General features: G+C 70.1%; 15 protein-coding genes. 11 read left to right on the top strand and 4 right to left on the bottom strand.

Annotation, left to right across the window (positions count from 1 at the left end; genetic code table 11):
• Window positions 1-430 precede the first annotated feature (430 nt).
• The 7 genes from ACFWEP_RS00520 (at window position 431) to ACFWEP_RS00490 (ending at window position 11,465) form a co-directional block, all read left to right on the top strand.
• Window positions 431-2,662: a hypothetical protein gene (locus ACFWEP_RS00520; RefSeq protein WP_387363224.1), complete on the top strand. Its 2,232-nt coding sequence runs from the start codon at window positions 431-433 to the stop codon at window positions 2,660-2,662.
• Window positions 2,659-2,931: a hypothetical protein gene (locus ACFWEP_RS00515; RefSeq protein WP_387363221.1), complete on the top strand. Its 273-nt coding sequence runs from the start codon at window positions 2,659-2,661 to the stop codon at window positions 2,929-2,931. The genes ACFWEP_RS00520 and ACFWEP_RS00515 overlap by 4 nt, the downstream gene beginning before the upstream one ends.
• Window positions 2,928-3,515, top strand: a complete 588-nt coding sequence (gene grpE, locus ACFWEP_RS00510) for a nucleotide exchange factor GrpE (protein ID WP_387363218.1) — start codon at window positions 2,928-2,930, stop codon at window positions 3,513-3,515. The genes ACFWEP_RS00515 and grpE overlap by 4 nt, the downstream gene beginning before the upstream one ends.
• Window positions 3,516-3,563: 48 nt before the next feature.
• Window positions 3,564-6,074 carry an Hsp70 family protein gene (locus ACFWEP_RS00505; RefSeq protein WP_387363215.1) on the top strand — a complete coding sequence of 837 codons (2,511 nt, stop codon included), beginning with the start codon at window positions 3,564-3,566 and terminating at the stop codon, window positions 6,072-6,074.
• A 112-nt stretch (window positions 6,075-6,186) separates the two neighbouring features.
• Window positions 6,187-7,986 carry a DUF4357 domain-containing protein gene (locus ACFWEP_RS00500; RefSeq protein ID WP_387363213.1) on the top strand — a complete coding sequence of 600 codons (1,800 nt, stop codon included), beginning with the start codon at window positions 6,187-6,189 and terminating at the stop codon, window positions 7,984-7,986.
• Complete coding sequence (locus tag ACFWEP_RS00495; protein ID WP_387363209.1) at window positions 7,983-9,302, top strand: McrC family protein; 1,320 nt, start codon at window positions 7,983-7,985, stop codon at window positions 9,300-9,302. The genes ACFWEP_RS00500 and ACFWEP_RS00495 overlap by 4 nt, the downstream gene beginning before the upstream one ends.
• A 27-nt stretch (window positions 9,303-9,329) precedes the next feature.
• The gene (locus ACFWEP_RS00490) at window positions 9,330-11,465 is read left to right on the top strand and encodes a UvrD-helicase domain-containing protein (RefSeq protein WP_387363206.1); all 2,136 of its coding nucleotides are present in this window, start codon (window positions 9,330-9,332) and stop codon (window positions 11,463-11,465) included.
• Window positions 11,466-11,539: 74 nt separating this feature from the next.
• On the opposite strand, the gene ACFWEP_RS00485 is transcribed toward ACFWEP_RS00490, so the two are convergent.
• Complete coding sequence (locus ACFWEP_RS00485; protein ID WP_387363203.1) at window positions 11,540-13,204, bottom strand: N-6 DNA methylase; 1,665 nt, start codon at window positions 13,202-13,204, stop codon at window positions 11,540-11,542.
• Window positions 13,205-13,352: 148 nt separating this feature from the next.
• Here ACFWEP_RS00485 and ACFWEP_RS00480 point away from each other — a divergent pair, with 148 nt between their 5' ends.
• Window positions 13,353-15,023 carry a TIGR04141 family sporadically distributed protein gene (locus ACFWEP_RS00480; RefSeq protein WP_387363200.1) on the top strand — a complete coding sequence of 557 codons (1,671 nt, stop codon included), beginning with the start codon at window positions 13,353-13,355 and terminating at the stop codon, window positions 15,021-15,023.
• 514 nt (window positions 15,024-15,537) lie between these two features.
• On the opposite strand, the gene ACFWEP_RS00475 is transcribed toward ACFWEP_RS00480, so the two are convergent.
• Both ACFWEP_RS00475 and ACFWEP_RS00470 read right to left on the bottom strand, forming a co-directional pair.
• Complete coding sequence (locus ACFWEP_RS00475) at window positions 15,538-16,866, bottom strand: class I SAM-dependent RNA methyltransferase (protein ID WP_387363197.1); 1,329 nt, start codon at window positions 16,864-16,866, stop codon at window positions 15,538-15,540.
• A gap of 269 nt (window positions 16,867-17,135) precedes the next feature.
• A complete protein-coding gene (locus ACFWEP_RS00470) occupies window positions 17,136-19,184 on the bottom strand; it encodes an APC family permease (protein ID WP_387363194.1) in 2,049 nt (682 codons plus the stop codon).
• A gap of 491 nt (window positions 19,185-19,675) precedes the next feature.
• Between ACFWEP_RS00470 and ACFWEP_RS00465 the strand changes: the two genes are divergently transcribed.
• Together ACFWEP_RS00465 and ACFWEP_RS00460 are read left to right on the top strand one after the other, a co-directional pair.
• The gene (locus tag ACFWEP_RS00465) at window positions 19,676-20,344 is read left to right on the top strand and encodes a potassium channel family protein (RefSeq protein ID WP_387363191.1); all 669 of its coding nucleotides are present in this window, start codon (window positions 19,676-19,678) and stop codon (window positions 20,342-20,344) included.
• Window positions 20,344-21,024, top strand: coding sequence for a potassium channel family protein (locus ACFWEP_RS00460; protein ID WP_387363188.1), 681 nt, complete (start codon window positions 20,344-20,346; stop codon window positions 21,022-21,024). The genes ACFWEP_RS00465 and ACFWEP_RS00460 overlap by 1 nt, the downstream gene beginning before the upstream one ends.
• A gap of 158 nt (window positions 21,025-21,182) precedes the next feature.
• On the opposite strand, the gene ACFWEP_RS00455 is transcribed toward ACFWEP_RS00460, so the two are convergent.
• The gene (locus tag ACFWEP_RS00455; RefSeq protein ID WP_387363185.1) at window positions 21,183-22,286 is read right to left on the bottom strand and encodes a LacI family DNA-binding transcriptional regulator; all 1,104 of its coding nucleotides are present in this window, start codon (window positions 22,284-22,286) and stop codon (window positions 21,183-21,185) included.
• A gap of 130 nt (window positions 22,287-22,416) precedes the next feature.
• Here ACFWEP_RS00455 and ACFWEP_RS00450 point away from each other — a divergent pair, with 130 nt between their 5' ends.
• Window positions 22,417-23,238 (top strand): phytanoyl-CoA dioxygenase family protein, encoded by an 822-nt coding sequence (locus ACFWEP_RS00450; protein WP_387363403.1) that lies wholly within the window; start codon window positions 22,417-22,419, stop codon window positions 23,236-23,238.
• Window positions 23,239-23,381 lie beyond the last annotated feature (143 nt).

Raw genomic sequence — 23,381 nt, 5'->3', positions numbered from 1 at the left:
GGAGTGCCGTTGCTGTGAAGGCGAACGGCACCCATCGGCGTCTCAGCGCTCCGACGCCCACCCCACGAGTTTGCCCCACCCGTCGCTACCGACAGAGAACGCAGGACACATAACGCCCTTGGAGCCCTTACGTGGATCTACACCCTGTTGCCCCAACCCTGCAGCCTCCCGATCGAGGTCTCCGACGCACGTGGCGACCACCTCCCCCTGAACCGCCGCCGAGGACCCCGACCTCGCCACCGGCGGCCGTGGCCCGACCTGGCCCTCGTCACCCTCCTCGCCGACCACTGGGAGATCGCCCCACACCCACCGGGCGGCACGCCAGAACGGGCGGAACTGGCCACACTGTCCGGTATCTGACGATCCGTTGACCGAGCCAACAGACAACACATAAGGTCAACCGCGCACCACGTGCACATGGGGGACCTGCTTGAACACCACCGACACCACCCGCATACTTCGTCAGGCCGAAGACGCCTACGGCACGGGTGATTTCGCGCGCACGCTCAACCTGATGGACCGGATCTCCACAGACCTTCCCGACCTCACCGTGGAGGACCGGGCCTCCTACGACGCACTGCGCGCCCTCCTGGCCGAACGCGCCGGCAACTGGCCCGAGGCGGTCCAGCGCTGGCTTGCGGTGTTCGGCACCACTCCACCCACGAGCGGCGAGGACCAGCCCTGCGACCAAGGCTGCGACTGCGACGTCCGCACCGTACTGGACGCTCCGGACGCCACGTCCGGCGAAACGCCCTGCCTCTGCTGCCCGGCACACGCGTTGTGGCGCCTGGTGTGGCAAGCGGCCCGCCAAGGCGCGCTCGGCGAGGTGCTCGACGCCATCCCCGACCCGTCCGGGAACCGCCGCACGGCGGTGGTACACGCTCTGGCAGTCGGCGCGCTGAGGTCGCTCGCCCGGAGCGAGAAGGTTGACCCGGCTCATGCGGTCTTCGTCATCGCCGTCTGGCACCTGCTGCTCGACGACGGGGATCCGCTCTGCTTCGAAGACATGGTGACCGCCCGGCGAGGATCGTCCCTCAGTGCAGAAGAGTGGCGTTCCGCGTGCGCCACCCTGACAGCCAGGATCCGTACGGCGCTCCGCTCTGCCGACGAACAACACGGCCATGACGTCCTAGTCGGCTGGGACACCGCATGGAACGTCGAGGTGAACGAATACGGCGGCGAGCTCGTGCGCGGCAAGCTCGCCTATCTCCGGACCGAAGAACGCTTCGGCCAGTGCGACAACGAACAGTACGGCCTCTGGGACGAGGACTGGTTCGGCGGTCTGGGCTGCCGGTGCGACGTCGACACCTGGCAACCACCCACCTCCGCCACCGCTCCCCCGTGCCTGGGCTTGCTGTTCGGCGGCCGGCCCGTACACGGTTCACCCGTCACCGTACATATGGCCGCTGAGTACTTGGACGAGTTCGGTGAACACCGCGCCCTGCTGACCGCGTACACCCGCCGTCACGGCGAACCCGCCACCTGGCAGGCCGACTCCGACACCCACCGGGCCTGCGCGCCCCACCTCGCCGGAGCATTGGCCGCCAGAGCCCACGACCGGTTCACGAAGGACGACTGGCAGAACACCCTCGCCGACCTCACCTCGGCCGCCCGCCTCGGCCTCGTGCTCGACCGAAGCCACCACGAGATGGCCCGGAAAGCCGGACTGAGCGCCGGCCGGAACGGCAACGGCTATCAGCGGGCCACGCTCGTCCAGCGCATCGTCTGGCTGGAGTCCGCGCACGCGCTCGCTCCCGATGACACCGACCTCGCCAAGGAGCTGGCAGCCGCCCTGGTCCGGCGCGGCACCGAAGCACTGAGGAAGAAGGACAGGAATCAGGGCCGTGCCCGCTTCCAGCGGGCGCTGTGCGTACGCCCCGACGATCCGGTGGCACAGGACGCGTTGGACGCGCTGGATCTCGACGACATCGCTTCCGTCGTCACAGGAGACAGGCCGGGCAAACAGCCCGGCCTGCAACGTGTCGGGAAACTTCTGCACCGCGGGTTCCGTGCGGGGAGCCCGGCCGAGAATCTGCACGAGGTGTACTCCTGGTACCACGACCGGATGATCGAACGGACCGTGCGGAGAGCGCTCGACGGGAAAAGGAGCGAGGCTCGTCGAATCTTGCGGCAACTGCGGGAGGTCCGCCCCTTCGAGAACCAGCGGGGAGATCAGGCCGACGACGGTGACGTCGCGCTCCTCCTGCGCGACACGGCCGTCAGGCAGCTCGGAGCACTGTCCGGCGACTACACGCGGCAGGTGCCCCTACTGCTCTCCGCCTCAGCGTCCTTCGCGCAGCTCACCGGGGCCGAAGCGGAGCGGCAGGCACTGGAGATCGTCGTGCCATTCGCCGGGGACCTGGTCGATACCGGACGCTGGTCCGAACTGATCGCCCTCCAGGTCGGGCTGCTGATCACCCCGGGCCGCTGCTCAACGTACGACCAGCTCCTCGCCGTCGCATACCACCGGCGCGCCCGCGCCCGCCGCGCCGACGGCGAGCACGCCGGTGCCGTACGCGACGAACGCGCAGCTTCCGCACTTGGGTTGGAGACCGGCAGGCAGACCTCCCTCCCGCTCGGCCCGATGATGTTTCCCGGGCTCTTCGACTCACCTGGAGCATCGGATTCGGACGACCCGCCGTACATCCAGGAGACCCTGTGACCGCGCGCCCCCGCACACCGATGCCCTCGTTCGGCCCCACCGTGTTCGAGCTCCTCCCGTACGCCCCGCCGGGCATTAGCCAGGGAGACCTCGCGAAGGCGGCGGGCGTGGCGGTCTCCCGGGCCCGCCGCGCACGGGACAAGGACCGCGAGCGCGCCCTGAAGGCCGCTCACGACGCGGCCCGCACCCCGGGCGATGCCCTCGTCAGCGAACTGCTCACTCCTCCGCTCCCGGCGTCCGCCGCTCCGAAAGGTCCCGCACCCAAGTGACCACCCCTCCGCCCGGCCCCGATGACGAGCTGCGCAAGCTGCGTGTCCGCGTCGCAGCTCTCTCCCGCAAACGCGAGGAGACCGCGGCCCGTTTGACCGACCTTCTCGCCGCGTTGCTGCCGCTCGACGATCTCCTGGCCGACACGGCGCACCGGTCCGAGCAGCTCGGCCGCCCCGGAGCAGGCCGGACCGGACAGATCGCAGCCGCCGTGCAACAGCAGACGGACGCCGCCCACCGGATGCTCCGGGCCGAACTCGCCCGCCACGGGGTCCATCCGATGGACCTCGTCGGGAAGATCCCCGACCCGGTGGAGACACGGGCGACGGGCGTCGAACCGCATCCGACCGCCCCCGAGGGAACCGTCCTGCGGGAGACCGTCACCGGCTTCCGGCACGGCACCGACCTCCTGCGCCGTGCCGATGTCGTCCTGGCCGTGGCCGGGCCCGGGCCCGCCGAGCAGGAGGCACCCGTCAGGACCTCCGACGACGAAGCCACGCGGGAGCGCCGGAACCAGCCACGCCGCACCAGCCGCGCCCGGCGCCGGCATCCGCTGCCTCGCAAGGCTTCCAAGCATCGCCGTTGAACCCGCTCCGCACCCCCCTTCCCGTCCCTGCCACCCGAAGGTCACGTCATGCCGTACCGCACACTCGGAATCGATCTCGGCACCACCAACTCGGTCACCGTCTGGATGGACGGCGGCTCGCCGGTGGTCCTCCCCAACCGCCACGGCGAGCAGGCCACGGTGTCCGCCGTCGGTACCGGCGCCGACGGATCCCTCCTGGTGGGCAGCGAGGCACTCGGCGTGCGCGACCATCTCCCCGGCTCCGTGATCACCGAGGTGAAGCGGCTTATCGGTCGCCGACATGCCGATGCCGACGTTCAGCGACTGCTCGACGAGCGTCCTGCGGACGCACCGCCGGTACGGAAGTCCATGGACGGCGGGATCGAGATCCAGCTCGGCGCCCACTGGCTGACGCCCGTGCAGATCTCGGCGATCCTGCTGCGACGGCTGCGCACGGACGCCGAGAACATCGCCGGCGAGCCCTTCCCACGCGCCGTGATCACCGTCCCGGCGTACTTCACGGAACCGCAGTACGCAGCGGTGCGGGAAGCCGGGGAGCTTGCGGGCTTCACCGTCGCACGGATCCTGCCCGAACCCACCGCGGCAGCCCACGCCTTCGGGGTGGAGCGCCTCGTCGAGGATGAAGACGACATGTGCTCGGTGCTCGTGTACGACCTCGGCGGCGGTACCTTCGACGTATCCCTGTTGGTCATCGGGTCGGGATACTTCCAGGTGTACCAGCTCGGCGGGGACAAGTCGCTCGGCGGGGCCGACTTCGACTCCGCGCTGTGCCGGATGCTCATCGACAAGCGGCTCGTCGACCGGGACCTCTCCGGGACCGGCGACGCGGCACGCATCCGCGCCGCCGCCGAACGCACCAAGATCGAACTCTCGGATGTCACCACAGCGGAGATCATCCTCGCGCCGCTCGGAAAGAACGGCGGCTCGTGGACGGGAAAGGTCACCCGCGACGACTTCGAGGAGCTGATCGGCGCCCAGATCGACCGCACGCTGGAGCTCACCCGTGGCGTGTTGCGCGACGCGTCCAGGACGACCGCGGACATCGACAAGGTCCTGCTCGTCGGCGGCTCGACCCGCATCCCCCTGGTCCGCCGCCGTCTGGCCGAACTGTTCGGCGAGGGGAAGGTGCACAGCGGAATCGACCCCATGTCCGCCGTCGCGCTGGGCGCCGGGATCGAGGCCGGGCTCGCGTCCGCTCTCGCCTGCCCCTCCGAGCCGTGCCTGACCACCGGAATCCCGCTCACCGAGGGCGCCTGCCCCGACTGCGGCACCTCCCTGCTCGGCACGGCGACGGTCGACTGCCCCGGCTGCCACGTGCCCGCCGCCGAAGGGACCACGAGCTGTCCGGTCTGCGCCACCGACCTTTCCGGACTGCGGGCGGCTGCCCCCGTCGCGTCCCGAGCATCATGCCCGCACTGCGGCTGCCCGGAAAACTCGGCCTCGGCCACCGTGTGCCAGGACTGCGACGAGCCGCTGGACGCCGGTGGCCTGAAGTGTCCCCGGTGCCACATGGTCAACGCCGCCGGTCTGACAGCGTGTTCGGCTTGTGACGCACTGTTCCAGACCGACCAGCCGGAGCAGGTCACCGCCCAGAACCTGGGTCTGGCACTCGACGACGGCACCGTCGCGGTCCTCTTCACCGCCGGAACGCAGTATCCGACCGACTGGCAGAACATCGAGAACCTTCAGATCAGGCCGGACGGCACCACGGCGCTGACCTTCCGGATCGTCGAAGGACCGCACGAGAAGTCCCACGCCCGCAACGAGTTCTGCGGGGAGCACACGCATGTCTTCGGCAGGAGCACCGACAGCGTCGAGCGGCTCACACTCCGGGTACAACTGGACGAGAACCGCACCGTGAACCTCGCCTACCGCATCGGCGACGGCGAGGAGCTGGGCGCGCGGCTGCGTCGCAGCGCAGTCGCCGATGGCATCGGCCGCGACGCCTCTCGGCTCCTCGACGTGATCCGTACCCATGACGCCCATTTTGGCGACGGGCTGACGGCAGCAGAGCACGGCGTCTTCACCGAACTGACAGAGCAGCTCACCGCGATCGTGCGCGGCGAGCCCCTCGGCCGGTCCCTCGACGGACTCCTCGACGAGGCTCGCGACACGGTGGAGACGTGCCGGGACGCCCGCGGCTGGTCGGCCAATGCGTCCATCGCCGCACGCCGGGGCCGGGAGCTGCGCCTCGGCACGCCGGCCGAAGAACTGGCCGATGCCCGGCGCGCTCTGGACGCGGCACGCGAGCGGCTGGATCTGCCGGCGATGCGGGCAGCGACGGAGCACGCCCGCAGCCTGTGGCGGCTGCTCGACACGACCACCTGGCGGTCCATGCTCGCCGCCCACGACGCCGAGCTCGGTCGCTTCCCGGAGTCCGTACGCCGTCCCGTCCTGACCGCCTGGGACGACCTGCGCGCTGCAGCCTCCCGCGGGGACTACGCCGCCCAGGACGCGCTGCACATGAAACTGAACGAGCTCGCCGGGCACTCGCAGGCACCTGCCCCGGAGGCGCGCAAGCAGCGGGACAGCGCCCAGGTGTTCCCCGAGCGCCGGTAGCCGACCGCGCGTGGTGAGCATCCAGCACAACGAACATACCGATTGACACCGTCAACACGTAGGCTGGGACTACTCCGTGCCACTTGAAGCACCCGCGCCCCGGAAGGTCCCCATGCCGCAGCTCCCCGAACGTCTTCCCGGCTTCCCGGACTTCCGGATCGCTCTGCCCGAGGACGCCGGGGAGGCTTGCGGCTTCCTGCTCGCCGAGCCCGGCGACAACGGGTCGCACAAGTTCCTGGTGACCGCAGGTTCAGCGGTGTCTGCACGGGACTGGCCGGGGCTGAGCGACTCCGCGCGCCGACACCGTTCCGGACTGCGGGAGAAGGGAACGCTCGCCGACGGGCCCCGCCCCAGCGCCTGGACGACGTCCCACGACATAGTGTGCAACTCGCCGTCCGCCGCGGCCTCCTTGGTTCTCGGCTACGCGGCCACAGGCCCCGGCACCTGGCGCAGCACCGAGGACGGACACCGTCTGGGCGACTTCCTGCCGCAGAGCTGGCGGGCCCCGCAGAAGGCATGGCTGGTGCGGGGGAACAACGTCTCCGGCCACAACCTGGTCCGCCGGGTCTGGCTGAAGGAAGGCTTCGTCTCGCTCGACGCACCCCACCTGCCGCAGGTGGACGAGCCCGACCCGACCAAGAGCGTGCTGCGCCGCTTCGTCGAGGACGGCTACGAGGGCTCGGCGACCTACCACCAGAAGCGCGGTCTCGTCGACGAACTGCACGCCTTCTTCACCCAGATGCGGATCGGCGACACCGTCGCCACCCTCAGCGACGGCCTGCTCCACCTCGGGCGGATCACCGGCGACCTGGTGCAGTCGGGCTCCCCCGGCGGTCTCTCCAACCTCCGGCGCCCGGTGGCCTGGCAAGAGACCGCCCATCCGTACGAGGAACTGCCGGAGGGGGTGCAGCAGAAGCTCTCCGCCCAGCACGACGTGGTCGACCTGACCCCCGTTCTGGAACAGCTCACCGCGCTCACCGGCGACCCGGAGACGGCGCCGGAGCAGGCTGGGCAGGTCCTCGAATCCTCCGAACAGCGCCTCCTGGCCTTCCCCGAGGTCACCGACGAGTTCGCCCGCAAGCTCCTGGTCCACGACCGTTCCTTTCTCGACGAGCTGCGCGAACTCCTGATCGACGACCGACAGATGGTTCTCTACGGTCCGCCCGGCACAGGAAAGACGTATCTGGCGCTGAAGCTGGCCGAGTACTTCGGCGGCGGCCCTGAGCAGGTCAAGATTGTCCAATTTCACCCGTCTTACGCGTACGAGGACTTTTTCGAGGGTTTCCGTCCGGTCGAGGACCCCGAGACACGGGAGGTCGCCTTCCGGCTGACGGCGGGACCACTACGGGAGCTCGCCGACACCGCCTCGCGGGAGGGCAACCGGCACGTACCGCACTTCCTGATCATCGACGAGATAAACCGTGCCAATCTGGCGAAGGTCTTCGGCGAGCTGTACTTCCTCCTGGAGTACCGCAAGCGCTCGGTGCGACTCACCTACTCCGGGGACGATTTCGGGCTGCCGCCGAACCTGTACGTGATCGGCACCATGAACACCGCGGACCGATCGATCGCGCTGGTGGACGCGGCGATGCGGCGTCGTTTCGCCTTCGTGGAGCTCTCCCCCCGCGTGGAGCCCACTGCCGGTCTCCTCAGCCGCTGGCTGAAGCGCGAGGGCAAGGACCCCGAGCCGGCCCGCCTGCTCGATGCCCTCAACACGGCGATCGACGATCCCGAGTTCGCCATCGGCCCGTCCTACCTGATGAAGCCCGGCGTATACCGTGAGGGCGGCCTCGACCGGACCTGGCGTACCAAGATCCTCCCCCTGCTTGAGGAGCACCACTACGGCGAGGGCATCGACGTCGATGCCCGCTACGGCCTGAACGCGCTACGCGAGCGGAACCGGCGGTCATGAGCGGGAGCGCGGCGGGCCCCACCGCCCTGACGCACGGCGACGTCCCGACCGCTGACGGCAATGCGCCTGACGGCGCGGGCCCAGCATGCAGTTACATCCCGGGCGAGATCACACTGCGGGAGTACGGCGCCGCCTTGTCCGTACCGCTGGAAGCGGCCACCGGGCGGGCCCTGGTCGCGGCGCGGTTCCTCGACACCGCCGCGCCGGACCCCGAGCGACCCGGACACTGGAGACTGCGTGCGGGCCACCACATCGGCGCGGTCCGGCTGCCGGGCGGGACGGTCCTGCGGATCGCGCCCAAGACACCAGTGGGGCGGCTGTTCTTCCTGCTCGGTTTCAGCCTCGACCCGGGCAGCGCCTGGCGCGACAGCCGTGAGGGCACAGTCAGCACCGGCGCGCACGACGAGGTGGTACCCGCGCTCGCGTACGCGGTGGAACGGCAGATCAACGTCGCGCTGCGGCAGGGGGTCCTCCAGGGCTACCGGGAGGTGGCGGAGTCCGCGATGGTGGTACGGGGCCGACTGCGGGAGGCCGAGCAGATCCGGCTCCACTTCGGCCGCATGCCGCCCGCCGAGATCGCCTACGACGCGTACACCGCCGACATCGCCGAGAACCGCATACTGCGCGCCGCGGTGGAACGGCTGCTGCGGCTGCCCTCCGTGCCTGGGCCGGTTCGGCGCCGTCTCGCCCACCAGCGAATCCGCCTCGCGGACGCCGGTTCGCTGGTCAGCGGCCAGGGCCTGCCACGCTGGCGGCCGTCCCGTCTCAACTCCCGCTATCAGCCCGCCCTGCGGCTCGCCGAGGCCGTACTGCGCTCCACTTCGCCGGAGCACCGGGCCGGCCCGCTTGCCCTGGACGGCTTCCTGCTCGACATGAACCAGCTCTTCGAGGACTTCGTGACGGTCGCTCTGCGCGAAGCCCTCCGGGAGTACGGCCTGACGGCGCGGCTGCAGGACGTACACGCTCTCGACCCGGACGGCCAGATTCGGATGAAGCCAGATCTGGTGGTGTACGGCGTGGACAGCCGTACACCTGTCGCCGTCGTCGACGCCAAGTACAAGACCGAGAAGTCTCGCCGGGCCCACGGCTACCCGAACTCCGACCTGTACCAAGCGCTCGCCTACGCCACCGTGCTCGGCCTGCGCGAGGCGCATCTCGTGTACGCGGCGGGCCGCTTGCCCAAGCGGACGACCGAGGTGCGCGGCACCGGCGGTCTCCGACTCCACCAGCACAGTCTCGACCTCACCTCGGAACCCGCGGGACTGCTGCAAACCTTCCGGGACCTCGCCGCCCGCCTGGCCGGGCCCATCGCCTGACACTCACGGAGAGGGGGCCAACGGCCCATGCCCCGACTCGCCTTCGCCCAGAGCTTCTGGGACGGATTCGACACCCTGGAGAAGCCGGTCAGAGCCGGTGTCCGCAAGGCCATGACGAAGTTTCAGGCTCTGACCGTGGCCGAGCTCAACGCTGACAAAGGTCTGCATCTGGAGTCCGTGGAGAACACCCGTGACCGGCGGATGCGCACCATACGGATCACCGACTTCTGGCGCGGCGTGGTCCTCGCGCCGGACGACGGCAGCGATCTCTTCCTCCTCGTCCATGTGCTGCCGCACGACGACGCGTACACCTGGGCGGCGAAGCGCCTGTACAGCACGAACAGCGCCACCCGCGGCCTGGAGGTACGCGACGCGGTCGCACTGGACGAGCTGACACCGCTGTACGAGACGGCCTCCCGCAAGGCGCCGAAGCTGCTGTTCTCCGGGGTCTCCGACGGAGTCTTGCGCGAACTGGGCATCGACGCGCAGGTGTTGCGCGCGGCGCGCTCGATGGCGGACAAGGCGCAGCTGGAGGCGTTCGCTACGCTGCTGCCCGAGGACCAGCTGGAGGTCCTCCAGTACCTCACGGAAGGATTCTCGCCGGAGGAGGTCTACCGGGACGTGGTGGCTGTGCGCCGCCCGGCGAACGCGCCGCCCGAGCCGGACGAGGACCTGGCCACCGTCATCAGCAACACCACCGCACGGATTCGCCTCGTCACCGGTCCGCAAGAGCTGGAGGAGATCCTGGCGAAACCGTTCGCGGCCTGGCGGGTCTTCCTGCACCCTTCCCAGCGGCGGGTCGCCCACCGCACCTCGTACGGCGGTCCGGTGCAGGTTACCGGCGGCCCGGGGACGGGGAAGACCGTGGCCGCGCTCCACCGGGTCCGGCACCTGCTGGAACGGTCGCCGGACAGCCGGATCCTGCTGACGACGTACACCAACGCGCTGGCCGCCGGACTGCGCGACATGCTCGGTCTTCTCCTCCAAGGCGACGAACTCCTCCTCTCACGGGTCGATGTCACGACCGTCGACGCTTATGCCAACGGCGTGGTGCGGCAGCACACCGGCGTCATCCCGAAGCCGGTGGGCGACCGCGACCAGCGGCAGCTCTGGGAGAAGACGGCCAAGCAGCTGGACCTGCCGTTCCAGGCCCGTTTCCTGGCGCAGGAGTACCGTCACGTGGTGCTCGGCCAGGACATCCGTGATCTGGACGGCTATCTCGCGGCGAGCCGGCGCGGACGCGGCACCGGCCTCGGAGCGGCCAGGCGCGGGCTCGTATGGAACGGCGTCGAGTGGTTCGAGAAGCTGCTGCTCGAGCGCGGTGCCACCACCCACCTGCGGGTCTGTGCCCGGGCGGCTGACCTGCTCGCCGTCGGCCCGGCCCCGTACGACCATGTCGTGGTGGACGAGGCACAGGACCTGCACCCCGCACAGTGGCGGGTGCTCCGGGCCGCCGTCTCCCCCGGCCCCGACGATCTGTTCCTCACCGGCGACCCCCACCAGCGGATCTACGACTCACGGGTGTCGCTCGGCTCGCTGGGGATCGCCACCGCCGGCCGCAGCTTCCGGCTGCGTCTCAACTACCGCTCCACCGAGGAAATCCTGGTCTGGTCGGCGCGGCTGCTCGCACCGGTCAGCGTCGACGCACTGGAAGGCGAAGGAACCGACTCCTTGGCCGGATACCGCTCGCTGCTGCGCGGCCGCCAGCCCGAGGCCGGCGGGTACGCCTCCCAGCAGGAGGAGTACGCCGCCCTCGTGAATCGGGTTCAGGCCTGGATCGGTGAAGGGCTCGCACCTCACGAGATCGGAGTGTGCGCCCGGTTCAACCTGGCACTGGACGCGGCGGAGTCTCGGCTGAACGACGCCGGGATCCCGGTGGTGCGGGTGAAGGGGCAGGTCGCCGCGGAGACGCCAGGGGTACGGCTGGCCACGATGCATGCCATGAAGGGGCTGGAGTTCAGGGCGGTCTCCGTGCTCGGGGTCACGAAGGGAACGGTGCCCTTCGCCCGCGAGATCACCCCGCTGGAGGCGGACGCACCGCAGCACGAAGCCGACCTTCTGCGCGAACGTTGCCTGCTCTTCGTCGCCTGCACCAGGGCGCGCGAGGCACTGAACGTGAGCTGGACCGGAAGACCGAGCGAGTTCTTGCCGACCCAGGTGTGAACGGGTGGCTCCGGGGCTGCGGGGCCCCGGCATTGCGGCAGCTCCGCCTCCCGGAGCCGCCCCGCCGGATGTCCTCAGTCCTCCGGGGCCAGAGCGCCGTTGGAAAGTCCGTCGCGAGCCAGCTCGGCAAGCCGGCGGCTGAGCTCGGACACGGCCCGCATCGTCACCTCGAATTCGGTGAGCTCCCGGAAGGCCGCACCGTAGCGGCGCTGTTCCTCGATGGCCAGCTGCGGAATCCTTGCGCCCTTGGCCTCCAGCCGGTAGGTGCCGGAGGCACTGGTGGCACGGCGGGTGTTGGCCGGGCTGCGCAGGAAGCCCTGGAGGTAATCGGTGTCGAGCTGGTCGCTGGCGGAGACCGGCTCCGGGCCTTCGTAGGTCACGAGGCCGGCCCGGAGGAGTTCGGCGACGCCCGCCGTGGCACCGTCGAGCGAGCCTGCCCCCGTACCGGGCCGCAGCTGAGGCAGCAGCGCGGCCAGCCGGTGCAGCTGCTCCTCCAGATCGCCACGGAGGGCCGTGAACTCGCCGGAGTAGTCGCGGTGCACGGCCTGGAGGTGGCTGCCCGGGGTGAGATCGACCATGTCGTCGAGGAGACTGATCGAAGGGACGTCCACGATCTGCTCGGGGCGGGGGGCGAGGCTACCGTCGGGGTCGTTGGCGGTGAGGTCCACCATTCGCACCGTGGCCGGAGAGACGTCGGCCGGCCCAGGACGACGCAGAGTCCAGAGGTGAACGGGGAGGGCGTGCGAGGAGGCCGTGCCCGGCGGCAGGGCGACAACCTGGGTGAGGATGCCCCTGCGGACCAGCTCGGCCCTGATCCTTCGCCCGGCTTTGCGGTACGCGACCGAGGCGGGCAGCACGATCACAACATGCCCGCCCGGCGCAGTGTGTGCGTAGGCGTGCTGCAGCCAGGCAAGTTCGCCCTCCGCCTTGGACGGGGTGCCGAGTTCCCAGCGTGGATCGAGAAGGAGTTCCTCGCGGCCCCATCCGGTGACACCTACCGGAGGATCACAGACCACGAGTTCGGCCCGGAGGTCGGACCATCGGTCGTCGCGGAGCGAGTCGCCCCCCTCGACCTGGGTGTCGGGCATCGAGGACAGGGCGGCACGGAGCCTGGCGAGCCGCGCGGAGTCGCTATCGGCCTCCTGCCCGCGGCAGAGCACCCCGGTCTGCCCAGCGACGGAGAAGAGCAACAGACCGATACCGCAGGCAGGATCGAAGACCGTCGCCCCGGGCGGCAGCGGCGGAGCGAAGTGTCGTACGGCAAGGGCCAGGCGGGGGGACGTCACCTGATCCGACCCGGCGCGTCGTACTGCGTCGGCGAAACGTTCGGTCAGTGCGTTCACGACGTCAACGGGCCGCTCGGTTTCGGCGAGTGAGCGGACACGGGCCACAGCTTCTCGCGGCAGGCGCAGCTCCGGCAGCCGTCGACCGTGCGCTTCGGAGAGCAGCTCGGCCACATCGGCGAGTCCAGCGATCATGTCCTCTCCGTAGGCGGCTCGCAGCTCCTGCCAGAGCTGGACCTCGACCGAGACCTCCTGCCCTTTCCGCTGCTTCTCCAGCCACGCCTGGACTTCGGCAAGCGCGAAAAGAGGGCTGCTCGCCCCACCTCCCGAGGGCGGGGGGAAGTCCTCGTAGCGGCGTCGCCAGTTGGACACGGCGGCGCGGGTGACGCCGGCCAGCCTCGCGATCTCTGATCCGGTGACGAGGGGGCCGGTGGCGGGGGCAGCTTGGTCCGACATGCGGCCACCGTACACGCAGCAGCACGACCACGAGAACACCAACATTGCGTTGACAACGTACACAACCTACTGTCATCGTTCTGTGCATACGGGTGAGGCTTCGACCAGCCTTCCCGCATCGCCCCCGCAGACGCTCGGAGAACTTCGCATGGCCACCAACACCGCAGTCCGCACCGTCTATCGACTTCCCACCGTCTCTCCGACACCCGAGGCGATGTTCGAGGCCCTCGACCATGAACAGCTCGACCGGCTGGGAGCCGAACTGCACGACCCCGTGGTCCTCGGCGTGCCCGCGATCTACCTCACGTACGGCAAGGAGGAGGCCGCCGACACCTGGTGCGCCCCCAACGCCCGTACCACCGGGATCACTGTCTTCGAACCCGTCCGCCGCACCGGAGCCCTGCTGCTCCTCGCCGTCGACGGTCAGGTCTACGCCGTGACTTGCGGCAACGGGTATCGCCTGGTTCCCGATGCCCTCAAGGACAAGCGGTTCGGCCTCTCCTTCGCCATCCGCGTGATCGACCCCAGGCACATCAGCGGAGCCGTCACCAAAGCGCTCGGCCGTCCGCGCACCGACATCTCCCTGGTAGCCGCAGGCACCTCGGTCCCGGCACTCGGTATCCGCGACCAAGCGCGGGTGGTCCGCCACCTCGGCGGCCACCTCGACGACGTCCCGCTCACCCGAAGTCGCCATGCAAACGGCCGGGCCTTCACCGCCCATGGCGGCGTCGGCCTGCGGCTCCCGCTCGGCATCGAGCCGGCCGACCTGGTCGAAGACCTGCGCACGATCACCCGGGTCCGCCAGGACGACGTCCCACACCCCGAGCTGGAATTCGTCGACCACATCGTCCCGGTCACCGACACGGTCACCCGCACCGCGCTAGAGGCCGCCCTCGACCGTCTGCTCGGCGCCCCCGTCGACGGACGGATCTCGTTCTCCGTACCCCTCGATCTGCACGAGACGTACGCCGAGGCCACCGCTTACCGGACCTGCATCGGCAGCACCGAGGCCTACCTCTGCGACGGCTTCGACCTGGAGTACGTCCTCACCCGGGCCAGGATCCACCGCCCCGGCACCCGTATCGCCGCTCTGCGTGACGGCACGGTGACCCTGCACCGCGACCCGTCGCCCAGATCTTCCATCCCGTTGGCAACCACCCACGCCCTGGAATGGATTCAGGCCGATGTCTCTCTCGGGCCACGGACGTACTGCCTTCTGGACGGAGACTGGTTCGAGCTCGGCGCCCACTACATCGAATCCGTCCGAGACAACCTGCGACAGATGTTCACCAATGCCGCCGTGTACGGCCTGCCGCACTGGCCCGAGGGCGCCAACGAACGCACCTACAACCGAACGGTCTCGAAAGCCCGGCCCGAATGGCTTTTTCTCGACGGCGAATTCATCAACAACCCCCTCAAGCGCACCGACCGGGTCGAAATTTGCGACCTGCTGACTCCGGATGGAACCCTTGTTCTGGTCAAACAGTCCGGCTCCTCGGGCTCCTTCAGCCACCTCCTCGGACAAGCACAGGTCGCCGTCGAACTTCTCATCAACTCACCCGAGGCGCGCAGCCAGTTCGTCCGCCGGGTCGCACGGGACAGCAACAGGAGAATCAGACTGGCCCAGGACTTCACACCTCGCCGACTGGTCTTTGTGATCCGGCACAAGTCCGGAGCCACATTCACCCCCGACTCGCTTTTCGCCTTCTCTCAAATCACGCTCCACCAAACGGCAAGGGAGCTCGCCACACGCGGGGTGAGTATCGAGGTCGTTCCCGTGCCGACGGCAGCCGAGATCGCTCGGACCGCCGCGGCGTAACGGCACCCCCGCACCAACCGTCCATCGGTTGCCCGCCGAGGCAGGCGTGCGCTGCATGCCGAAATCTGCTCGCCGGGCTCACCCGTGGTACGAATCGTCGGCAGCCCTCCGAGAACAGGGATCGTCGACGGTGAGGACTGCACGGCGCTTACCCCCTGAGCGCCTTGACCGGCCGCCAAGTCGAACAGCCCCCGGCTATACTCCCGGGCCCACGGCAGAGTCCTCGAAGTCAGTCTGCTGGAACACGAGCCACCGTGATCAAGATCTGACGGAAAACACTCGCCTCGGGGCTGCACGGACAGCTGCCCGCGCCCGGTAGAACTCGCCCGACAAACCGACAGAACAAGCGCCATCCAGCGTCAGCACTTCCGGAAAGCCCCGTCCGTAGACCGGGCAACCAGCCACTGCGACGAAAAATCCCAGGTCAGAAACCGAATGAGCAGGCCATAACGCCTCGACCTCTTTCCAGCATGGAGAGAGGTCGAAACTGCGCCCGACCCCACAAAACCCCAGGTCAGTCGTCCTTCTTCACCGGCTCCAGGATCGCCACGCACTCCACGTGGTGCGTCATCGGGAACAGGTCGAACGCCCGCAGCGTGCGCACCTTGTACCCGCCCTCCCGGAAGTACGCGATGTCCCGCGCCAGCGCCGCCGGGTCGCAGGCGACGTAGGCGATCTTGCGGGCGCCCAGCCCCGAGAGGTGCTTGACGACCTGCTTGCCGGCGCCGGCGCGGGGCGGGTCGAGGACGATGAGGTCGCACTCGGTGATGCCGGTGCGGGGCAGGATCTGGTCGACCTTGCCGTGCTCGATGCGGACCCGGTCGAGGTCCTTCAGGTTGTGGCGGGCGTCCTCGACGGCGCGCTTGCCCGACTCGATGCCGAGGACCGCGCCCTTCTCGCCGATGCGCTGGCCGATGGCGCCGGCGAAGAGGCCGACGCCGCAGTAGAGGTCGAGGGCGGTGTCGTTCTTGCGGGGCAGCAGGCCCTGCATGACGGCGCGGACCAGGGTGGTGGCGGCCTGCGGGTGGACCTGCCAGAAGCCGCCGGAGCCGACGCGGTAGGTGCGGTCGTCGGCGACCTCGCGGACGAAGGCGCGGCCGTGGACGCGGTGGACGCCGCCGTCGTGCTCCTCGACGCGCAGGACGGAGACCGGCTTGTCGAGCTCGACCAGGGGCAGTCGGCCGCCGGGCTTCGGGGTGAGGACGACCTGGCGGTCGTGGGAGCCGGTGGCGGAGATGGCCTCGACGCCCGCCAGGGTGGGCCAGGAGCGCTTCTCGACGCCCAGCTCGGTGACGCCGGGGGCGGCGATCATGCAGTGGTCGATCGGCTGGACGTCATGGGAGCGGTGCTTGCGCAGTCCGGCGCGGCCCTCGTCGTCGATGGCGTACTGAACACGGGTGCGCCAGGCGGGCACCTCGCCGGCGGGGAGCTTGTCGCCCTCGGCGGGCATGACGGTGCCGTCCCAGCCGGCCTCTTCCGGGGTCAGGCCCGCGAGGCGCTGGAGCTGCTCGGCGATGACCTCGCCCTTCAGCCGGCGCTGGGCACCCGGCTTGGCGTGCTGCCAGTCGCAGCCGCCGCACATCCCGGGACCGGCGTACGGGCACGGGGCCGGCACGCGGTCCTTGGACGCCTCGATGACGGTGACGGCGTCGGCGCGCAGGAAGCGGGAGTCGGTGTCGCCGTCCGTGACGCGGGCGACGATCTTCTCGCCGGGGAGCGTGTGGCGTACGAAGAGCACCCGGCCCTCGGCCGTACGGGCGATGCAGTGGCCTCCGTGCGCGACGGGCCCGACCTCGACCTCGTACTCCTCCCCGACCAGCGACGACGTGGATTCGTTCTGCATGAGGGGAGGCTCCAGAGATCGGGGGGTGACGAACAGAAGGCGGGCAGCGGGCCGGCGGACGCGGACGGACTCCCGCGGCCCCTGCCGGACGGCGGTCCGACGCACACGGCCGGACAACAGCCCACCAGTCTACGTGGGAGTCGCCCGGCCGTTCACCACGGAGCGCCCGAGGGACGGGGGCCGGCCCGACCCCGTCCGGGGACGTGGGGCCGGCCCAACCTCACCGGCCCGACCTCACCGGCCCCAACCTCACCGGCCCGACCTCAGCCTCAGGGCTTCTTCACCTGCTCCTTGGGCCGGCGCTCGACCGGTCCGCGCCGGACGGAGCCCGGGGCGGTCCACTCCGCGCGCCTGCGGGCCCGCTTCTTCGCGACCTCGGAGGACTCCAGCTGGTACGGCACCGAGGTGACCATGACCCCCGGGGTGAAGAGCAGCCGCCCCTTCAGCCGGAGCGCGCTCTGGTTGTGCAGCAGGTGCTCGTACCAGTGCCCGACGACGTACTCGGGGATGTACACGCTCACCACGTCGCGCGGGCTCTCCCGGCGCAGCCCCTTGACGTACTCGATGACCGGGCGGGTCACCTCGCGGTACGGGGAGTCGAGGATCTTGAGCGGGACGTTGATGCCGCGCCGCTCCCAGTCCTCGCGCAGCGCCTTGGTCTCCTGCGGGTCGACGCTGATGGAGAGCGCCTCCAAGTGGTCCGTGCGGATCAGCTTGGCGTAGGCGAGGGCGCGCAGGGTGGGGCGGTGGAGCTTGGAGACCAGGACGATGGCGTGGACCCGCGAGGGCCGGACGGTCTCGTCGGAGGGGGTCTCGTCGGCGGCGATCTCGCGGGCGACCCGGTCGTAGTGCTTGCGGATCGCGGTCATCGTTCCGTAGAAGATCACCATGCCGAGCAGCGCGACCCAGGCGCCGTGGGTGAACTTGGTGGCGAGGACGACGACCAGCACCAGGCCGGTGAAGAACGCGCCGAAGGTGTTGATGGCGCGCGAGCGGACCATGTGGCGGCGCTTGGCGGGGTCCGTCTCGGTGCGCAGGTGGCGGTTCCAGTGCCGGACCATCCCGGTCTGGCTGAGGGTGAACGAGACGAAGACGCCGACGATGTAGAGCTGGATCAGGCGGGTGGAGTCCGCCCCGTAGACCCAGACCAGCAGGATGGCCGCGCCGGCCAGCAGCACGATGCCGTTGGAGAAGGCGAGCCGGTCGCCGCGGGTGTGCAGCTGGCGCGGCAGGTAGCGGTCCTGGGCGAGGATCGAGCCGAGCAGCGGGAAGCCGTTGTACGCGGTGTTGGCCGCGAGGAAGAGCACCAGGGCGGTGGCCGCGGCGAGGACGATGAAGAGGAACGAACCGTCTCCGAAGACCGCGGCGGCGACCTGTGAGATCACCGGGTCCTGGGTGAAGCCGGAGCCGACCGAGGCGCCGTTGTGGAACAGGTCCTTCGCCGGGTTCTCGGCCATCTTCACGTCGGTGACCATGGCCAGCGCGATGATCCCGCAGAACATGGTGACGGCCAGCAGGCCCATCATCGCGAGGGTGTTCGCGGCGTTCTTGCTCTTCGGCTTGCGGAAGGCGGGTACGCCGTTGCTGATCGCCTCGACACCGGTGAGCGCGGCACATCCGGAGGAGAAGGCGCGCAGCAGCAGGAAGACCAGGGCGAAACCGGCCAGCCCCCCGTGCTCCGGCTTGATCGTGAAGTCCGCGGTCGGGGCGTGCATGTCGTCACCGAGGATCAGCCCGCGGAAGGCACCCCAGACGATCATGATGAAGACGCCCACCACGAAGAGGTAGGTGGGGATGGCGAAGAGCTTCCCCGACTCCTTCACTCCGCGCAGGTTCATCAGCGTCAGCAGCACGATCGCCGCGATGGCGGCGAGCGTCTTGTGCTCGATGACGAAGGGGATCGCGGAGCCGAGGTTCTCCACGCCGGAGGAGATCGACACGGCGACGGTGAGGACGTAGTCGACGAGCAGCGCACTGGCGACGGTGAGTCCGGCCTTGGGTCCGAGGTTGGTGGTGGCGACCTCGTAGTCGCCGCCGCCGCTCGGGTAGGCGTGGACGTTCTGCCGGTACGAGGCGACGACCGTGAACATCAGGACCACGACGGCGACCGCGATCCACGGGCTGAAGTGGTACGCCGACACGCCCGCGATGGAGAGCACCAGGAGAACTTCTCCCGGGGCGTACGCCACCGAGGACAGCGGGTCGGATGCGAAGACGGGGAGGGCGATGCGCTTGGGGAGAAGGGTTTCTCCCAGCTTGTCGCTGCGCAGCGCCCGTCCGATCAGGATCCGCTTGGGCACGTCGGTCAGTTTGGACACGCAGAGGATCGTAAGCGTTGCCCGGGGGCCCGGCGCCCTCCGCTACCCCGTTCCACCCCAATCTCCTGCGATCAGCGGAAAAGGAGTCGCAAACCTTAACGGAATCCTTGCGCCCGGGCGGCCAGGTGTGACACCGCGCGTCCATTCAGGCACCAGAGGTCACCCGCGAGTGACGGTTCCGCCCGCTCCCGTGGGCCTCGCGGCCCCGAGCGGCGCTCCGGGGCCTGCGGCGGCACCTGGCGCCTTCCCTCTTTACTCCGCCTTTGCCGCCGCTTTCGCTCGTCTTGCACCGGCGCGCGCTCCGCCTTTGCCGAGGTGCACGGCCGAACGCACACTCGGGTGAGGCGGGCACGGGGATGCCGCTTAAGCTCATCCCCGGGCAACGACGGACGTGGTTGCCCCGTTTCTTTGCCCGGAAAGCCGAGAGAGAGTTGTGAGCACAGTGTTTTCGCAGGTCAGCCGGACGACCAGGACTGCGAGGTAGGCACAGGGTGCATATCGTCATCATGGGCTGCGGGCGAGTCGGAGCAGCTCTCGCGCAGACCTTGGAACAGCAGGGGCACACGGTCGCCGTGATCGATCAGGACCCCACGGCGTTCCGACGCCTCGGTTCCGGGTTCGGTGGCCGTCGTGTCACCGGGGTCGGCTTCGACCAGGACACCCTCCGCGAGGCGGGTATCGAGGAAGCCGGTGCCTTCGCCGCCGTCAGCAGCGGCGACAACTCGAACATCATCGCCGCACGGGTGGCCCGCGAGATGTTCGGCATCGAGAACGTCGCGGCCCGCATCTACGACCCCCGCCGCGCGGAGGTCTACCAGCGCCTCGGCATCCCCACCGTGGCCACGGTCCGCTGGACGGCGGACCAGATGCTGCGGCGGCTGCTGCCGTCCGGCGCCGAGCCGCTGTGGCGCGATCCGAGCGGTGGTGTGCAGCTCGCCGAGGTGCACACCACCCCCGCCTGGATCGGTCACAAGATCAGCACGCTCCAGGAGGAGACCGGGGTGCGTGTGGCTTTCCTCACCCGCCTGGGCGAAGCGATCCTGCCCTCGTCCCAGACGGTGCTGCAGGAGGGTGACCTGGTCCACGTGATGATGCGTACCGACGAGGTCGCGAAGGTCGAGGCGGCCTTCGCCGAGGGCCCCGAGGAAGGCGGTCACTGATGCGCGTGGCGATTGCCGGAGCCGGCGCGGTGGGCCGCTCCATCGCGGCCGAGCTGCTGGAGAACGGGCACGAGGTCCTGCTCGTCGACAAGGCCCCCACCGCCATCTCGGTGGAGCGGGTCCCGATGGCCGAGTGGCTCCTCGCGGACGCCTGCGAGATCACCTCGCTCGACGAGGCGGCGCTCCAGCGGTGCAACGTCGTGATCGCGGCGACCGGTGACGACAAGGTCAACCTGGTCGTCTCCCTGCTCGCGAAGACCGAGTACGGGGTGCCGAGGGTCGTGGCCCGCGTCAACAACCCCAAGAACGAGTGGCTCTTCAACGAGTCCTGGGGCGTCGACGTCGCGGTCTCCACGCCGCGTCTGATGTCGGCACTGGTGGAAGAGGCGGTGAGCGTCGGCGACCTGGTCCGGCTGCTGCGCTTCAGCCACGGCGACGCCAACCTGGTCGAGCTGACCCTGCCCCCCGAGTCGGCCGTGGCCGGTACTCAGGTGGGCGAGGTGGAGTGGCCCGAGGACACCTCCCTGGTCACCATCATCCGGGGTACGCGGGTGCTGACCCCGAGCCCCGAGGAGACGCTGGAGGCCGGTGACGAGCTGCTGTTCGTGGCCGCGCAGGCCCGCGAGGAGCAGCTGGAGGACCTCCTGTCGGTACGCCGGGACGTGCCGGCCGAGGACTGAGTCGGCCGGAACACGGCGGCGGGACGGCGAAGAGGGCCGGGACCAGGTGGTACGCACTCGGTCCCGGCCCTCTTCCACGCCCGGGTTTCCCGAGTCCACGGGCCCCGTTCCCCGCCGGGGTCACGCCCCGAGTCCACGGGCCCCGTTCCCCGCCGGGGTCACGCCCCGGGGACGGTGCTCCCCCGGACGATCAGCCGGTGCGGGATCGTCAGGTCGTGGGCGGGCAGCTCGTTGCGGGGGCTGTAGATGCGGTCGGCCAGGCACTGCAGGGCCCGCGCGGCGATCTGGTGCTTGTCGGGCGAGACCGTGGTGAGGCCGGGGAAGCTGAAACGGCCGTCCTCGATGTCGTCGAATCCGACGATCGCCAGATCCTCGGGCACCCGTACTCCCCGCGCACGGGCCGTGTGCAGGGCGCCGAGAGCCAGTTCGTCGCTGAACGCGAACACCGCGTCGGGGACGGCGTGGTCACCTTCTCCCAGGCCGCCGCCACCACTTCCGGTCCCGTTTCCCTCCCCCGGGCCGCCGTCGCCGCCACCGCCTCCGGTCCGGTCGCCGTCGAGCAGGTCCGCCATGGCGCGGGCCCCGTCGCTCCGGTGCAGCGAGGTCACGGGGCGCTCCCACGCGGGGCGGGGTTCGACGCCGGCCCGGCGCAACGCCCGCCGGTAGCCTTCCGCCCGCTGGTCGGCCGTACCGTTCCCCAGGTGCGGCTGGAGGCCGATGGCGGCGATGCGGCGGCGTCCGCACTCCAGCAGGTGGGTGGTGGCCTCGTCGGCGGCGGCGACGTTGTCCACCGCCACCCGGTCCGCCAGCCCGTCGGGGCTCCGCTCGCCGAGGAGGACGACCGGCAGCGCGCGGGGGGTGGCCGTGAGGTCCTGGGCTCTCAGCGCCCAGGGGCTGATGACGAGCCCGTCCATCACGCGGCCCCCGTCTCCGGTGAGCAGGCGGCGTTCCGCCTCCGCGTCCCCGAGGGTCTGGTCGATGATCACGGTCCACGACCGGCGCCGGGCCTCGTCCACCAGCAGCCCGGCGAGTTCGGCGAAATAGGGCGAGTGCAGTTCGGGGATGGCGAGTCCGATGATGCCGGTACGGCCGGCGCGCAGGCTGCGAGCGGCGAGGTTGGGCCGGTAGCCCAGCTCGTCGATCGCCTCCTGCACGCGCAGGCGGGTCTGCTCCGCGACCGCCGCGGAGCCGTTGACCACGTTCGACACCGTGCGTGGGGAGACTCCCGCACGGAGGGCCACGTCTTTCAGGCTGCTGCTCACCCCCACATCGTGGCACACGCGCATCCACCCCATTGCCACGTTGCAATCAACGATGTAAAACTACCGCCAGACCACCCCGCGCAACCCTCAGGAGGCACCTGTGAGCCGGTACGCCCATCCCCGGACCGCTCTGGCCGGTCTCGACGTCGACGTGACGCCCGACGTGGACGCCCTGTACACGGACGGCATCACCGCGCGGAAGGGCGCGTTCACCCCGCAGTGGACCGACCGCCTCCGCGAGGACATCGAGGTGGCCTTCGAGGAGGCGCTCGCGCGGCCCGGCGGCGCGGTCGGGCGCGGCCCGAACCGCTACTACGTCGAGATCCACCCCGAGCAGCTGCGCGGTTTCGTCGAGCTGGTCGAGCACCCGTGGGTGCGGTCCGTCTGCGAGGCGGTGCTCGGCCCGGACTACCGGATCGTCGAGCTGGGCTTCGACGTCCCGCTCGAAGGCGCGGTCGACCAGCCGTGGCACCGGGACTTCCCGATGCCGCAGGAGACCCGCGCCGAGCGGCGCCTGACTTCGCTCGCCTTCAACGTGACGGCCGTCGACACCGAGGAGGACATGGGCCCCTTCGAGATAGCGCCGGGCACCCAGTGGGACGACGGCCCGGAGTTCGGCCACGGCATGTTCCCGCCGCGCACCCACTACCCGCGTTACGCGGAGAGGGCCGTACGCAAGTACCCGCGGCGGGGCGACGTCTCCGCCCGCAGCGCGCTGACCGTCCACCGCGGCACCACGAACCACTCGGCGAAGCCACGGCCCGTGCTGGTTCTGGGGGTCGACGGCCCGGAGGCCATGAACGGCGACCGGCACGACACCGCCGCGACCCGGTCGTACTGGGAGGGCCTGCCCGAGCGGGTCCGCCGCCACCTCGACTGCGCGGTCGTCGACACGCTGGTGCCCGTGACGCAGAAGCACACCATCGAAGGTCTCGTCATGGGCGACGCCTGAGGGGTGCCGGAACGCAGCGGCGGCACGCAGCGGCGGGGGGCACAACAAAAAGTGAGGCGCCCCGGGGGAGCGCGCGAGGCGGGGGGCCGGACGCCGGGGATTTTGGGGCCCCCCCCCGCGCCCCCCAGCGGGCCGCCGCAGGC

This window comes from Streptomyces sp. NPDC060198, assembly GCF_042728415.1.
In the GTDB taxonomy this organism is placed as follows: domain Bacteria; phylum Actinomycetota; class Actinomycetes; order Streptomycetales; family Streptomycetaceae; genus Streptomyces.
Note: the sequence above shows the minus strand (reverse complement) of the source record. Positions and strands in the feature narration are given on the sequence as shown.

What these genes read in the sequence shown, in the direction of transcription:
- ACFWEP_RS00505 (WP_387363215.1), top strand. Translation starts at nt 3,564, where the DNA reads ATGCCGTACCGCACACTCGGAATCGATCTCGGCACCACCAACTCGGTC.
- ACFWEP_RS00500 (WP_387363213.1), top strand. Translation starts at nt 6,187, where the DNA reads ATGCCGCAGCTCCCCGAACGTCTTCCCGGCTTCCCGGACTTCCGGATC.
- ACFWEP_RS00495 (WP_387363209.1), top strand. Translation starts at nt 7,983, where the DNA reads ATGAGCGGGAGCGCGGCGGGCCCCACCGCCCTGACGCACGGCGACGTC.
- ACFWEP_RS00490 (WP_387363206.1), top strand. Translation starts at nt 9,330, where the DNA reads ATGCCCCGACTCGCCTTCGCCCAGAGCTTCTGGGACGGATTCGACACC.
- ACFWEP_RS00485 (WP_387363203.1), bottom strand. Translation starts at nt 13,204, where the DNA reads ATGTCGGACCAAGCTGCCCCCGCCACCGGCCCCCTCGTCACCGGATCA.
- ACFWEP_RS00480 (WP_387363200.1), top strand. Translation starts at nt 13,353, where the DNA reads ATGGCCACCAACACCGCAGTCCGCACCGTCTATCGACTTCCCACCGTC.
- ACFWEP_RS00475 (WP_387363197.1), bottom strand. Translation starts at nt 16,866, where the DNA reads ATGCAGAACGAATCCACGTCGTCGCTGGTCGGGGAGGAGTACGAGGTC.
- ACFWEP_RS00460 (WP_387363188.1), top strand. Translation starts at nt 20,344, where the DNA reads ATGCGCGTGGCGATTGCCGGAGCCGGCGCGGTGGGCCGCTCCATCGCG.